At 26.7% G+C, this 15,231-nt stretch carries 13 protein-coding genes and 1 other annotated feature; of the genes, 12 read left to right on the top strand and 1 reads right to left on the bottom strand.

All coding sequences use genetic code 11. The features are described 5' to 3' along the window. Nucleotides 1–154 precede the first annotated feature (154 nt). The 11 genes from gltX (at nucleotide 155) to thrS (ending at nucleotide 12,894) form a co-directional block, all read left to right on the top strand. A complete protein-coding gene (gene gltX, locus R5Z65_RS02045; RefSeq protein ID WP_331677994.1) occupies nucleotides 155–1,579 on the top strand; it encodes a glutamate--tRNA ligase in 1,425 nt (474 codons plus the stop codon). Nucleotides 1,580–1,581: 2 nt separating this feature from the next. Beyond that, nucleotides 1,582–2,169, top strand: a complete 588-nt coding sequence (locus tag R5Z65_RS02040; protein WP_317366746.1) for a DNA-3-methyladenine glycosylase — start codon at nucleotides 1,582–1,584, stop codon at nucleotides 2,167–2,169. Further along, nucleotides 2,151–3,386, top strand: a complete 1,236-nt coding sequence (gene nadD, locus R5Z65_RS02035; RefSeq protein ID WP_317366745.1) for a nicotinate-nucleotide adenylyltransferase — start codon at nucleotides 2,151–2,153, stop codon at nucleotides 3,384–3,386. The genes R5Z65_RS02040 and nadD overlap by 19 nt, the downstream gene beginning before the upstream one ends. After that, nucleotides 3,383–3,745: a ribosome silencing factor gene (gene rsfS / locus R5Z65_RS02030; protein ID WP_317366744.1), complete on the top strand. Its 363-nt coding sequence runs from the start codon at nucleotides 3,383–3,385 to the stop codon at nucleotides 3,743–3,745. The genes nadD and rsfS overlap by 4 nt, the downstream gene beginning before the upstream one ends. Before the next feature lie 32 nt (nucleotides 3,746–3,777). Further along, nucleotides 3,778–5,379, top strand: coding sequence for a polysaccharide biosynthesis protein (locus R5Z65_RS02025; protein WP_317366743.1), 1,602 nt, complete (start codon nucleotides 3,778–3,780; stop codon nucleotides 5,377–5,379). 111 nt (nucleotides 5,380–5,490) lie between these two features. Beyond that, a complete protein-coding gene (gene spoIIP / locus R5Z65_RS02020) occupies nucleotides 5,491–6,591 on the top strand; it encodes a stage II sporulation protein P (RefSeq protein ID WP_317366742.1) in 1,101 nt (366 codons plus the stop codon). Nucleotides 6,592–6,609: 18 nt separating this feature from the next. Beyond that, nucleotides 6,610–7,158, top strand: coding sequence for a hypothetical protein (locus R5Z65_RS02015; RefSeq protein WP_317366741.1), 549 nt, complete (start codon nucleotides 6,610–6,612; stop codon nucleotides 7,156–7,158). A 218-nt stretch (nucleotides 7,159–7,376) separates the two neighbouring features. Beyond that, a complete protein-coding gene (locus R5Z65_RS02010) occupies nucleotides 7,377–8,840 on the top strand; it encodes a stalk domain-containing protein (protein WP_317366739.1) in 1,464 nt (487 codons plus the stop codon). A 22-nt stretch (nucleotides 8,841–8,862) separates the two neighbouring features. Then, a complete protein-coding gene (gene trpS / locus R5Z65_RS02005; RefSeq protein ID WP_317366738.1) occupies nucleotides 8,863–9,858 on the top strand; it encodes a tryptophan--tRNA ligase in 996 nt (331 codons plus the stop codon). Nucleotides 9,859–9,941: 83 nt separating this feature from the next. After that, nucleotides 9,942–10,661, top strand: a complete 720-nt coding sequence (locus R5Z65_RS02000; RefSeq protein ID WP_317366737.1) for a flagellar brake domain-containing protein — start codon at nucleotides 9,942–9,944, stop codon at nucleotides 10,659–10,661. A 30-nt stretch (nucleotides 10,662–10,691) separates the two neighbouring features. Next, nucleotides 10,692–10,894, top strand: a binding site (T-box leader). A gap of 56 nt (nucleotides 10,895–10,950) precedes the next feature. Further along, the gene (gene thrS, locus R5Z65_RS01995; protein WP_317366736.1) at nucleotides 10,951–12,894 is read left to right on the top strand and encodes a threonine--tRNA ligase; all 1,944 of its coding nucleotides are present in this window, start codon (nucleotides 10,951–10,953) and stop codon (nucleotides 12,892–12,894) included. Between the two features lie 221 nt (nucleotides 12,895–13,115). On the opposite strand, the gene R5Z65_RS01990 is transcribed toward thrS, so the two are convergent. Next, on the bottom strand, nucleotides 13,116–14,402 hold the full coding sequence (locus R5Z65_RS01990) for a peptidoglycan-binding protein (RefSeq protein WP_317366734.1): 1,287 nt from the start codon (nucleotides 14,400–14,402) through the stop codon (nucleotides 13,116–13,118). 164 nt (nucleotides 14,403–14,566) lie between these two features. Between R5Z65_RS01990 and R5Z65_RS01985 the strand changes: the two genes are divergently transcribed. Continuing rightward, entirely contained in the window at nucleotides 14,567–15,091 is a 525-nt protein-coding gene (locus tag R5Z65_RS01985; protein ID WP_317366732.1) for an HD domain-containing protein, read from the top strand. Nucleotides 15,092–15,231 lie beyond the last annotated feature (140 nt).

The raw sequence follows: 15,231 nt of genomic DNA, 5'->3' as shown, positions 1-15,231 counted from the left end.
AATTATATATGTGTTTTTATATTAATTTTTATGGAAAAAATATTTAGGAATACCTGTTTTTAAGTACAAAGTTTGATATAAATGTTGATTTTTTTTGATAAAAATGTTATGATATATTGAATAATAAATGAATTAATATAAAATGGAGGATACTATGGTTAGAACAAGATTTGCACCTAGTCCTACTGGGTATATGCATATAGGAAATCTTAGAACGGCTCTTTATGAATATTTAATAGCAAAAGTTAATAATGGTAAATTTATACTTCGTATAGAAGATACAGACCAAGGAAGATTAGTAGAAGGTGCAACAGACATTATTTATAAAACACTTAAAATGGCGGGTATTAACCACGATGAAGGTCCAGACATTGGTGGAGAATATGGCCCATATATACAAAGTGAAAGAAAAAACAATTATTTAGAATATGCTAAACAATTAGTAGCAAAAGGCGAAGCATACTATTGTTTTTGTGATAAAGAAAGGCTTGATACTTTAAAAGGAAACGATGGTATAGCTAAATATGATAGACATTGTTTATCACTATCTAAAGAAGAAATAGAAGAAAAATTAAAACAAAATCTACCTTTTGTTATTAGACAAAAAATAAAAGAAGGTAAAACTACTTTTGTAGATGAAGTGTATGGAGAGATAACAGTAGAAAATGACGAAATGGAAGACCAAATACTAATAAAATCAGATGGGTTACCTACTTATAATTTTGCAAATGTTATAGATGACCATTTAATGAATATAACACACGTTGTTAGAGGTTCTGAATACTTGTCTTCTACACCAAAATATAATCTTTTATATGATGCTTTTGGTTGGGATATACCTACTTATATTCACTTACCACCTGTTATGAAAAATCAAACAGAAAAATTATCTAAAAGAAATGGTGACGCATCTTTTCAAGATTTAATAGAAAAGGGATATTTACCAGAGGCAATAGTAAACTATATTGCTCTTTTAGGTTGGTCTCCATCTAATAATCAAGAAATATTTACATTAGATGAGCTTATACAAAATTTTGATATAAAAGGGCTTAGCAAATCTCCTGCTATATTTGATATAGTAAAACTTACTTGGCTTAATGGCGAGTATATTAAAAAAATGGATTTTGATAGATTTTTTGAAATGTCAGAGCCTGTTTTAAAAAATATTATAACAAAACCTTATAACCTTAAAAAAATAGCAGAGCATATAAAAACCAGAATAGGTACTATAAATGAAATAACAGATTTAGTAGATTTTATTGAAGAATTACCAGATTATAACACAGAGCTTTATATCCATAAAAAAATGAAAACAGACGAGGCTATATCTTTACAAGTGCTTAAAAATATATTACCTATTTTTGAAAGTTTAGAAAATTGGGATAATGATAGCATATATAGTGCTATGATGGACTTAGTATCTAAAATGGAAGTAAAAAATGGTATAGTTTTATGGCCTATTAGAACAGCTTTATCTGGCAAAGCATCTTCTCCTTGTGGAGCTAGTGAAATGGCAGAGATATTTGGCAAAGAAGAAACTTTAGAAAGAATAAAAAAAGGTATAGAAAAACTTTCTTAGCTATGGATAGACTTACAGAAGATTTTTTTACAAGAGATGCACTAACAGTTGGTAGAGAACTAATTGGTAAATATCTTGTTAGAGAGCTAGGCAATGAAAGAATAATAGTAAAAATAACAGAAACAGAAAGTTACTTGGGAGATATAGACAAAGCTTGCCACGCTTATGGTGGGAAAATAACAGAAAGAACAAAAACTTTTTATTTAAAGGGTGGTACTATATATGTATATTTAATATATGGTATGTACTACTGTTTTAATGTTATTACCGATGCCATAAATAAGCCTTCGGCTGTTTTAATAAGAGGGGCAGAGCCAATAGAAAATATAGAAAAGCTAAGCATATTAAGATACAATAAGCCTTATAATGAGCTTAGCACTTATCAAAAGAAAAACTTTTTAAATGGACCTGGCAAGCTTTGTAAAGGGCTTAATATAGATAAATATTTTAACGAAAAAAGTATATTATCTAATGAAATATACATATTAAATAATAAAGATTTTGATACAAGCCTTATAAAAACAGGTAAAAGAATAAATATAGACTATGCAGAAGAAGCTAAAGACTTTTTATGGAGATTTTATATATAGCTTGGAGTGAATTTTTTATGGATTATTTTAAAAATATAAAAAAATTAGGTATTATGGGAGGTACATTTAATCCTATACATTATGCACACCTTTTATCAAGTAATTATGTTTTAGAAAAATATAATTTAGATAAAGTAGTGTTTATACCAACAGGAGAGCCACCACATAAAAAAGATATAAATATAGCTAGTGCTATGCATAGGTACAATATGGTAAAGCTTGCAATAGAAGATAACCCTAATTTTTTTATATCAGATATAGAAATTAACAGGGACGAAACAACATATACGATAGATACATTAAGAGAGATAAAAGCTATATGTAACCAAGATGTAGAAATTTATTTTATAACAGGCACGGATACAATAAATCAAGTGTATAGTTGGAAACAACCAGATGCAATTTTTGATTTATGTAAATTTATTGTTACAACAAGACCTAACTATATTTTAGATGAGCATACAGAAAGCTTAATAAAAAATTATAAAGATAAAATATATTTTTGTGAAACTCCAATGCTTGAAATATCTTCTACCAATATAAGAAAAAGGATAGAACAAGAAAAAACAGTTACTTATTTGTTACCTAAAAGAGTAGAAGAATATATCTATAATAATAATTTATATAATACAGATTTTTTTGGAAAATACCAAAATAAAATAAATAAATTAAAAGAAAACCTTATAGAAAAAAGATTTAAACATTCTATACAGGTTGCAAAAGAGGCTAAAAGACTTGCCATAGAACATAACATAGATAAAGAAAAAGCTTTTTTAGCAGGGCTTATACACGATTGTTGTAAATGCTTTCCTTTACCTAAAATATATGAGACTAGCAAAAAGTATAATTTTAAGTTAGACGATGTTTTACAGAAACAACCAGACTTGGCACATAGTTTTTTAGGGTATTATGTAGCAAAAGATGTTTACAACATACAAGATGAAGATATATTAAATAGTATAAAATACCATACTACTGGTAGAGAAAATATGTCTAGCCTTGAAAAAATAATTTATATAGCAGATTATATAGAGCCTACGAGAGTTTATTTTGAAGGGGTGGATATGGCTAGGGAGCTTGCATATAAAGATTTGGATAAGGCTATGGCATATATATTAAATAGTACAATAGAATTTAACTCTAAAAAGGGTAGGTTAATACACCCTTTAAGCATAGAGGCATACAATTATTATAAAAATTTAGGAGGTATAAAATGAATAAAGAACAGATTTTTGAATCAGTAAAAGTGGCATATAAAGCATTAGATGATAAAATGGGCATAGACATAAAAGTAATAGATATATCTAGTGTATCTCCTATTGCAGACTATTTTGTTATAGCTAGTGCTAACAATTCTAGCCAGTTAAGAGCTATGGCAGATGCAGTAGAAGAAGAATTACACAAGAAATGTAATGTACAAAAAACTCATAGCGAGGGTACACAAACAAAAAGTTGGATTTTATTAGATTTTAATGATATAGTGGTACATCTATTTAATGAAGAAGATAGAGAATTTTATAATATAGAAAGAATATGGGCAGATGCAGAGAATATAGATGAAAGTCTTTTAAAATAATTTTGTTAAGAATCTACTAAGGGGGTATCTTGTTGAGCAAAACAAAATTTATTAAACAAGCAGCCATACTTGCAGTGGCTAGTCTTTTAGTTAGATTATTAGGGTTTTTATATAGATTACCTTTAACTAATATGCTTGGAGATGAAGGTAATGGTATATATAGCGCTGGATTTTATTTATATAATTTTTTCCTTGTTATGAGCTCAGCAGGACTACCTGCTGCCATATCTAAAATAGTATCTGAAAAGGTAGCTTTAGAAGAATATAGAAATGTAAAAAAAACATTTAAAATATCTCTTATATTATCATCAACATTAGGTTTAATATTTGCTTTAATTATGTTTGTATCTGCTAGGTTTTTTTGTCGTATAATAAGTAGTCCAGATAGCTATTATACTATACTTACACTTTCTCCAACGGTATTTATAGTATCTGTTATGTCTGTTTTTAGAGGATATTTTCAGGGACTTGGAACAACGGTACCTACTGCCTTATCACAAGTTATAGAGCAAATATTTAATGCTATTTTTAGTATCTATTTAGCTTATTTATTAGTAGGTATAAGTTTGCCTTTAGGTGCAGCTGGTGGCACTATGGGTACAGGTATAGGTGCATTAGCAGGACTTATATATATTCTTATTGTATTTTTAAATAGAAAAAGATATATAAATAGAAAATTAGCTAAAAGAACTCATAAATATAGAATAGAAACTAATAAAGAGATAGCTATAAAAATAATAAAAACAGCTGCGCCTATTATTGCTGGTACTGCTATTTTTAGTATGACAAATCTTATAGATATGCAAATGGTAAATACTAGGTTAGTAGCATCTAAATCTTTTACAGATAGTCAGGTAACAGCTTTATATGGACAACTTACAGGTAAATACGTAACTCTTACTACACTTCCTGTTTCTATATCAACAGCTCTTGCAACAGCTGTTTTACCTAGCATAGCTAGTAGTATGGTACAAAAAGATATTAAAACTGTAAGAAGAAAAATAGATGTTAGCCTAAGGCTTACTATGATAGTATCTATACCTGCTGCTGTTGGTATGGGTGTATTGGCAGATGAAATACTTCTTTTATTATTTCCTAATTATTCTGATGGTGGTAGTCTTTTAAAATGGGGAGCTTTAAGTATAATATTTTTAGCACTTTGTCAGATAATAACAGGTATTTTACAAGGTATTGGTAAAATGACAACACCTGCAAAAAATGCTTTTATAGGCTCTATTATAAAAATACCTATAAACTATTTTTTAATATCTATACCTAGTATAAATGTTATAGGGGCTATTATTAGTACAACAGTATGTTATATAATTGCTTCTTTATTAAATTTTAGGGCATTAAAACAGGCTACAAAAATAAGACCAGATTATAATGGAATATTATTTAGGCCTATGATAGCTTCTATTGTTATGGGTGTATTTTGTTATTTTTCTTATAAAGGAGCTTTTTATATTAGCCAAAATAATGCTATATCTACTATAATTAGTATAATTATATCTATGTTAGTGTATTTGTTTATTTTAGCTATTATAGGTGGCTTTAAACGAGAAGATTTAATATTGTTACCTATGGGTAGAAAGCTTATAAGTATTTTAGAACGTTATAAATTAATAGTCTAATAAAACTATAAAAAATATCACAATTATTTTTATATAACTGTGATATTTTTTTATTTTTTATAATATATTTTTATAATCTATATTTTACTATGCTTATTAAGGAGAAAAATTATGGACAAGAAGATAGAAAAATTTTGTGAAAAAGTAGCTGTTGGTATAGCCATAAGTATAATATTAGTAATAATTTTATTTTTTAATATAAACGAAGTTGCATTTGGAGAAATTATGTTGTATGATACTTTGTCTGGATATAAAATAAATGAAGATGTAAAAGATATATTTAAAAAAGATGATTATATAGCAGTGTCTAATATAGAAAATAAAGAAAATGAGGAAATAGGCGATATAGAGATTTTAGGGCTTGATGATATATCTTATGAGCACGAAAAAACAGATGAAGAGGTTGAGAAAAGTACACAAATTAATAGTGATAATATAGATACAGATAAGCTTAATGATTTAGATTATTTAAGGCAAAAATTTTATGTGGTAGATGCAAAAACAGGTATGTCTAAAGATTATTTTGATGTTAATAAATTTATAAATACAGATTTAAAAATAGAAAAAAGCCAAAGTGAACCTAAAGTTTTAATTTTTCATACACATCCACACGAAATGTTTAAAGATAGTAATGAAAATGATATAAATGAAGGTATTGTAGGGGTTGGAACAAGGCTTGCTAATCTTTTAGAAGAAGAGTATGGTATAAAAACATTACATATAACAGAATCATCTTTTGATACTATAAATGGCAGATTACAAAGAAACGGTGCATATGAAAGAATGGAGCCTGTAATACAAAAGGTTTTGGAGGAAAATCCATCAATAGAACTAGTTATAGATTTACATAGAGATGGTGTAAACGAAAATACACGCCTTGTAGAAAATATAAATGGAAAGCCTACAGCTAAAATAATGTTTTTTAATGGGATATCAAGAATAATGGAAAATGGAAAATTAAATAATATATCAAATTTACCAAATCCCAATATATATACAAATCTTGCGCTTAGCTTTAATATGCAAAAAGAAGCTACGGAAAAATATCCAGGGTTTACAAGAAAAATATATATAAAACCTTATAGATATAGCCTACATTTAAAGCCTAAAACTATGCTTATAGAGGCAGGTGCACAAAATAATACAAAGGAAGAAATGTATAATGCAATGGAGATTTTAGCAGAACTTATAAATAATGTTATTTTTTCTTAGTATAAAAGGAGAATTTATATGAGATACATAAAAAAAAAGTATTATAGGAAAAAAGAAAACTATTTAAAATATATAATGGCTTTTATGTTTTTAGGAAGTCTTTTGGGTGCAATATTTTTTTGTTTTATACCAGAAAGTAGCATTAAAAAATTAGATATGTTTGTAAATAGTTTTATACTGCATACAAATGATGATAATAATAGCATAGATGCAATAACTTTGATAGGTATATTTTTAAAAGACACTAAATATTTGATTTTTATATGGTTTTTAGCATTTATACATTTTGGAGATATTTTCATATATTTAGTAATATTTAATAAAGGATTTTTTATTGGATTTACAAGTGCAATATTTTTTTATAACCAAGGGATAGTTAGTATATTTAACAACTACTTTTTAGAAAATATGGTAAATATTATTTTAATCTTTTACATATCATATAAAGCTATAAATTATTACAAAAATAAAAATATACAAATAGATATAAAAAGTTATATAAAATCTTTTATTATATGTATAATTATTAATATAATACTATTTTTTATATTTTACTATATAAAATAATGTTTATTTTTAATTAAGTATAAAAAGTAAACATTTAAATTTTTCTTTTATAGTTTTTATTTAATAATTATACTATATACTAAATTTAATTTTTTTATCAAAATATGACATATTTCAACAAAATATAATGTATAAACCTTTAAAAAATAATTGAAAATTAAATAAAAATATGCTAAAATATATAGTAATTGCTATAAAAAGCTTTATGGAGGCATTTTATGAAAAGTAAAATTATTTTAAATATATTAATTGTTTATTTTTTAATTCTTTGTTTAGTATTGCTATTTCAAGTATCATCTAAAAAAATTAATGCAATAGAACCTTTACCTAGCGAGATAACAGCAGAAGATAAGCTTAAAAATTCGGTTGTATCAGCTATAAATAGCCCCGTTGTTATTATAAATGAAAAGCAGTTTTTAATAGATGAAAAAGATTCTACATTGGTACCTATTATAGATGGCGGTAAAGTGTATATGCCAGTAAAATTTTTAGAAACAGCTTTTGGAGCTAATATTAGCTTTTCTACGAAGACTAAAGAAACAATTATAAGATTAGATAATAAAGCAATTATTTTTTCAAACTATGGGACAAGTATACACGTTATAGATAATATAAAGGAAGAAACTATAGATGTAGATGAAGAAGCTAAAATAATAAACGATAGGTTTTATATTCCACTTAGAAGTTTTGCTGATATTTTTGATAAAGAAGTATTTTATAATAATGATTTAATAATTATAAGTAATATAGAAAATTTATTTGACCCAATAGAAGAAATAGATATTTTACAGGAACTAGAAAAACAAGTAAAACATTTACCTATAATAGGTAATCAAGATAATTTAAAATATTTATTAAAAAATTCAGTAGATATACAAAATATAGAGCCACATTTAATTAATACAGAAAATATAGAAGAAAAATTAAAGGAAAATAAACCAGTAATTATTGAAAAAACTAATAATTATAATATTTATGCCACAGAAGGTTTTATAGAAGTATATTTTGTTACAAAAGATAATAAAGAGATATTTAGTTTTAAAGTAGAAAAGCTAAATAATAACATAAAAGATATAAAAATAACAGATGATAGATTTGTTATAACATACTTAGACAATAATACAAAAACTATTATATACAACATATCTGATAGGCAAAATATTAAGACAATGGAAATTATAGAAAATAATGGAGATTTATATAAAACTGTTATAGATGATAATAACTTATATATTATATCTAAAATAGATGTTGATAAATATAAAGATAAACAGCCATATTTTGCCGAATATGTTTATGAAAACAACATAGGAAAAGAAATTACAGAAAAAAGATTTGACTTAGATAAAATATTTTATTTCCCAGATATGAAAGATAAAAAATATACGCTTATATCTTATATTAATCTATACGATATAGGAAAACCTTTATATAGCGGAGTATATTTAGGTATGGGAGAAAATATCCTTATCAATAAAGATATGATATATGTGTTGACATTTAATAATGGTAACAATAATTTATATCAATTTAAAGCAACATTAGATGGGGTAGAATATATAAAAAGGCAGTTTATTAAAGGTGAGTTTAAGTCATTAGAAATAGATAGGGAAAAACAATTTATAAGGGTTAACCTAAAAGATAAAACTATACATTTTGACAACAGCTTAGCTATACGATAAATATTAAGGAGGGGGAGTTATTATGACAGAAAACAAAAAAGTTTTGCTTAGTGGTATGCAACCATCTGGAAAACCTACATTAGGTAATTATTTAGGAGCTTTTAAAAACTGGAGTAGCCTACAAGAAGAATATGATTGTATATACTTTATAGCAGATTTACACGCTATAACTGTTAGACAAGACCCAGCTATGCTTAGAAAATACACTAAAGAATTATTAGCACTCTATTTAGCATCAGGATTTGATAGTGAAAAAAATACTATATATATACAATCTAATGTATCAGCACACGCAGAGCTTGCTTGGATATTAAACTGTTATTCATATATGGGAGAACTATCAAGAATGACACAATTTAAGGATAAATCTCAAAAACAAGGGGTAAATATACCAAATGGTCTTTTTAACTACCCAATTTTACAGGCAGCAGATATTTTATTATACCAAACCTCTGTTGTTCCGGTAGGTGAAGACCAAAGACAACATTTAGAGCTTGCTAGAGATATTGCTATAAGATTTAATAATATATATGGAGATGTATTTACAATACCAGAAATGTACATTCCAAAAATTGGAGCAAAAATAATGGGGTTACAAAATCCTACTAAAAAAATGAGTAAATCTGATGTAGATAATGAAAATAATGTTATTTATTTATTAGATGATTTAAAAACTATTGCTAATAAAATAAAAAGAAGTGTAACAGATTCTGACAACCAAATAGTTTACAGAGATGATAAACCTGGTATAAAAAATTTATTAGGTATATACTGTGCTATAACTAATAAAACAGTAGAAGATGCTGAAAAATATTTTAATGGGTTTGGATATGGTGCTTTTAAAGAAGCAGTTGCAGAAGTTGTTGTAGAAGAAATAAGACCTATACAAGAAAGATTTAAAAATATATTATCAGACAAAGTATTTTTAGAAGAAGTTATTAAAAATGGGGCTAAAAAAGCAGATTATATGGCAAATAAAACTTTAAGAAAAGTTAAAAAGAAAGTAGGCTTTTTATAAATATATATTAAAATGATTATAAAAGGGATAATTTTATTTTAAAGTGATAAATAAATTTTATAAAATAAAAAGAAGGGTTAAGTATGGATTTATTTAAAAAGAAAAAAGAAAAAAAGGAGATAGGAGTAATAAATTTAAAACCAGGAATACCGGTAGAAATAGGTCAGATTAGCGATAAAAACCTGGTAAACACACATAAATCTAGATTAAATGATGTTTTAAATGATGAAGAAATTACTATATTAGCACCTATATCAAATGGAAGTATTGTAAAGTTATCTCACAATACGGAATATTTTATAATATTTAAGACTAAAGAGGGAATATTAAAAAGTACTATCAAAGTATTATCTTATGATAAAAAAGAACAAATTCCATTAATAAAGATTAAACTACTAAAAAAAATGGAAAAAATACAAAGAAGATCAAGTTATAGGCTAAGGATAGGCTTAGATTTTGAATTTGATATTGTAGAAGATGCTAGCGATGAAACATTAAAAGATACAGATATTTTATTATCTAAGGGTAGAACTTTTGATATAAGTAATGGTGGTATTAAATTTTTTAGTAATGAAAATCTAGAAAAAGGAAAATATATAAAAATTTTAATAAATGTGGAAGGTATATTTGTAGTAGCTATAGGAAGTATAATATATAAAGAAAAGATAAGTACTGATGAAGAATTTAAGTACTCTTATAGATGTAGGCTAGAAAATATATCTGAAAAATATGTTGAAGATTTATCTAGGTATATTTTTGAAAAACAAAGAGATTTATCTAAAAAAGGCAGAATATTTGACTAATATTATTTTTAATGTTATAATATTGTATATTTTAAATTTGAGATAAGGACAGTAGTTTATTTTGATGTTTTTAGAGAGAGATACCATTGGCTGTAAGTATCTTAACTAAAAGTAAACGAAGACTACCTTTGAGTATTGGCTCTAATAAAGCACGGGTTGCTCCGTTAAAGGCTTTTAGAGAAATAGTTTTTAACTATAAATTTGGGTGGAACCACGTATTTTACGTCCCATTTTCCTTTATGGAAAATGGGATTTTTTAGTCTAATTATTAAATAAAAGGAGGAATATTATGATAAATATTACTTTAAAAGATGGAAGTATAAAACAATATGAAAAAGGTATAAGTATACTTGAAATAGCAAAAAATATAAGTGAAGGGCTAGCAAGAAATACATTTGCAGGTCTTGTTGATGGAGAGGTAATGGATATAAGAACACCTATACAAGATGACTGTTCTTTAAGCCTTTTAACTTTTGATACAGAAGAAGGGAAAAAAGCCTTTAGACATACAGGTTCTCACATATTAGCACAGGCTGTTAAAAGATTATATCCTAATTCTAAGCTTGCAATAGGCCCTGCAACAGATGAAGGTTTTTACTACGATTTTGATAGAGAACCATTTTCTGCTGAAGAACTGGCGGAAATAGAAAAAGAAATGAAAAAAATAGTAAAAGAAGATTTAAAAATAGAAAGATTTGAATTATCAAGAGAAGATGCTTTAAAATTAATGGAAGAAAATGACGAGCCTTATAAAGTAGAGCTTATAAATGATTTACCACAAGATGCAATTATTAGCTTTTATAAACAAGGAGATTTTGTAGACCTTTGTGCAGGCCCACATCTTTTAAGTACAAAATATTTAAAAGCTATTAAAATATTAAATGAATCAGGCTCTTCTGGTGCATATTGGAAAGGTAGCGAAAAAAATAAAATGTTGTCAAGAATATATGCAACAGCATTTCCTAAAGCTAGTGAGCTAGAATCATATCTAGAGCAGAGAGAAGAGGCTAAAAAAAGAGACCATAACCGTCTTGGTAGAGAACTTGGTATATTTACAACATCTGAAGATATAGGACAAGGATTACCACTTTTAATGCCTAAGGGTGCTAAGATAGTACAAACTTTACAACGATTTGTAGAAGACGAAGAAGAAAAAAGAGGATACAAACTTACAAAAACTCCTTTAATGGCTAAAAATGATTTATATAAAATATCAGGTCATTGGCAACATTATAAAGATGGTATGTTTGTTTTGGGTGATGAAGAAAATGATTCGGAAGTGTTTGCTCTTAGGCCAATGACTTGTCCGTTCCAATATACTGTATATAATGCAGAGCAACATAGTTATAGAGATTTGCCAATTAGATATGCAGAAACATCTACACTTTTTAGAAATGAGTCTTCTGGAGAAATGCACGGACTTATAAGGGTACGTCAGTTTACTATATCAGAAGGGCATATTGTTTGTACAAAAGAGCAATTAGGTGAAGAATTTAAAGGTGCAGTAGATTTAATAAACTTTATGATGAATACTTTTGGTATACAAGGAGATGTTAGTTATAGATTTTCTAAATGGGACCCTAACAATAAAGAGAAATACGAGGGTACTCCAGAACAATGGGAAGAAACTCAAAATGTTATGCGTGAGCTTTTAAATGAAATAGGTCTTAATTTTACAGAAGCAGAAGGTGAGGCAGCTTTTTACGGACCTAAATTAGATATACAATTTAAAAATGTTCACGGTAAAGAAGATACTATTATAACAGTACAAATAGACTTTTTACAAGGTAAACTATTTAATATGACTTATGTAGATAAAGATGGAGAAAAGAAAAATCCTATTATTATACACAGGACATCTATTGGTTGTTATGAAAGAACTTTGGCTATGCTAATAGAAAAATATGCAGGTAATTTCCCAACTTGGCTTGCACCTGTTCAATCTATTGTTTTACCTTTATCTGAAAAATATCACGATTATGCAGAAAGTGTTGTTAAAAAGCTTAGAGATAATGGCATAAGAACAGAGGCAGATTATAGAGCAGAAAAAATAGGATACAAAATAAGAGAAGCTAGGCTTCAAAGGATACCATTTTTACTTGTTATAGGTGAAAAAGAAGAAGAAATGGGAGAAGTTTCTATTAAAAGTCGTGGAGAAGATTTAGGCTCAAAATCATTAGATATATTTTTACAAGATATAAAAGAAGAAATAGATAAAAAAATAATAAAATAATATAAACTGTATCAACATTTGGAGCTTTATAATAGTATATTAATATAAAGCTCCAAAAAAATGATTATAAAATAAAGATAAAATATTTAATATACCATTTATTTAACAATTTATAATTATTTTTTTGTTTATATAGATTAAAATAAGAGTGTAATTTTACACTCTTATTTTAGATTTACTTGGATTACTATATAATTTATATTTTAAATTAAAAATAAAAGTTATAATTCTGCTATTCTTTCTACTGCCACAAAAACTTTAGATATTTCATACCAAGTAGAAAAATCTACTATACCAGATTCAGGCATATTAAAAATTTGTTGGAAAGTTAAAACAGATGCTTTAGTTTGGTCTCCAAATATACCGTCTGCTCTAAGTTTATTAATAGCAGGGTAATTGTTTGAGATAGAATTTAATTGATTTTGTATAGTTCTTACATCTTCGCCACTTGAGCCAAGCTCTAAAGGAAATCCTGGATAAGAAGAAGGTATACCACTTACCTTTTCTGCATTGTCTAAAAATATATCATTTCCATAGTAGTATCTTAAAATTTGAAGTGCACTATATCCGTTTTCTGCTAAATTTTTAGAACCCCATTGGCTAAGCCAGTTTGGACAACTTACACGGTTTCCATCGCAATATTGAGTTAAAAGAGGTTGCCTTTGGTTAGGCCTTTTAATATATGTTGTAAACATTTCATCTACTACTATACTTATTTCTTCAAAAATATTTCTATCTGGTACAAAAAATTGGTCAAATCTTGTAGAATTTGTTATTGTAAAGTTTTTACCTCTAGACCTATACCATTCTGTATAAACTCTATTTAATGTAAAAGAATTTATAGCTAAAATATTTGCTCTTATAGCGGCATCTGGCCAAGTGGAAAAGATTTCACTTGATGCTACATTTTTGATATAATCTTTATAAGGTACCCAATAATTAGGTGCTGTGTTATCGTTTGGGTCGCCATCGTGTACTACTATAAATTCTGGGATAACAACCTTGTCTAAAACGATAAATCCAGACTCATCTGGCAGTTCTTTTTCTTCTGCTTCTGGTATTTTTTCTGGATAATCTCCATATATAGTAGGTGGAGGTATAACAATTACTTCTTTTGGTTTATCTGCTAATGATATAGGTTTCATATATATATTTTGTATAGATTGGTTATTAATATATACTTGAATTCCTTCAACTTCCTCCGTTTCGTAGCCATCAGCAGTTATTACAGCATTATATGTGCTATATGGCATAGGGCTACCTGGCTCTAATGAATATTCTAACGGTGGTGTTTCTAGTGGTATAGGAGATGTCTGCCCAGATTCATTTGTAAATATTGTTGTAATATTTTTATCTCCATTGCTTATAACTATTTGAGCCGATTCTAATGGTTTTGCAACAGTTATATCAAATACACCAAATTTTAAATATCCAATATTATTTTCCTCATTTTGTAAAATATTAATATTTTCATTTTCTAAAGTTTGTATAGTATTTGTGTTTTTCAAAAAAAATCCCCCTTAAAAATAAAACAAAACTTATTATATAATATGATAAAAATTTAGTATAAATTACTATAAAAATATATTACTATTTTTATTTAAATTATGATATAATAAAACCATACTAGATAACTAGATAATATATTAAAAATGGAAGAAGGTATTTTTTTATGAAAGCTATTTGGTCTAAAAGAAAGTTAACTAACAATGAAGATGAGCTGGCAAAGGAGTTTATGGAATGTATTAAAGATATAATACATTTAGATGAAGTTAAAGAACTAGATAATTTTGTACAACATTGTAACACTAGTAGACTACAACATAGTTTAAATGTTGCTTATTATAGTTTTTTATGGGCTAAAAAAAGGGGGTTAGATTATAAATCGGTAGCTAGAGCAGGTATTTTACACGATTTATATTTATATGATTGGCGTAAAGTAGAAACAGAGCAACATCACGCTTTTCATCATCCAAAAGAAGCTCTTAAAAATGCTGAAGCATTAACAGAGCTTAATGAGATAGAAAAAGATGCAATAGTAAATCATATGTGGCCTTTATCCCAATCATTTCCTAAATATAAAGAAAGCTATATTTTAACTTGGGTAGATAAGTACTGTGCAGTTGCAGAGGTTGTTGTACAGGGATATAAAGCTGTTGGAAGGCTTAAAATGTTCTCTAGGGGTGTTACATCTTAATAATTAATCTTTTGGATAAAAATTATTTAAAGTAGGTATCTATACTTTATTTGTACAAAAATTAATAAAAAAGACTATAATTTTAATAATATAAAAAGCTAAGTTTTATACTTAGCTTTTAGACTTTAAACAAAATAATA

Source organism: uncultured Tyzzerella sp. (assembly GCF_963558545.1).
Classification (GTDB): Bacteria; Bacillota; Clostridia; order Lachnospirales; family CAG-274; genus Tyzzerella.
The sequence above is the reverse complement of the archived record's forward strand: the minus strand, read 5'-3'. Positions and strand labels throughout refer to the sequence as shown.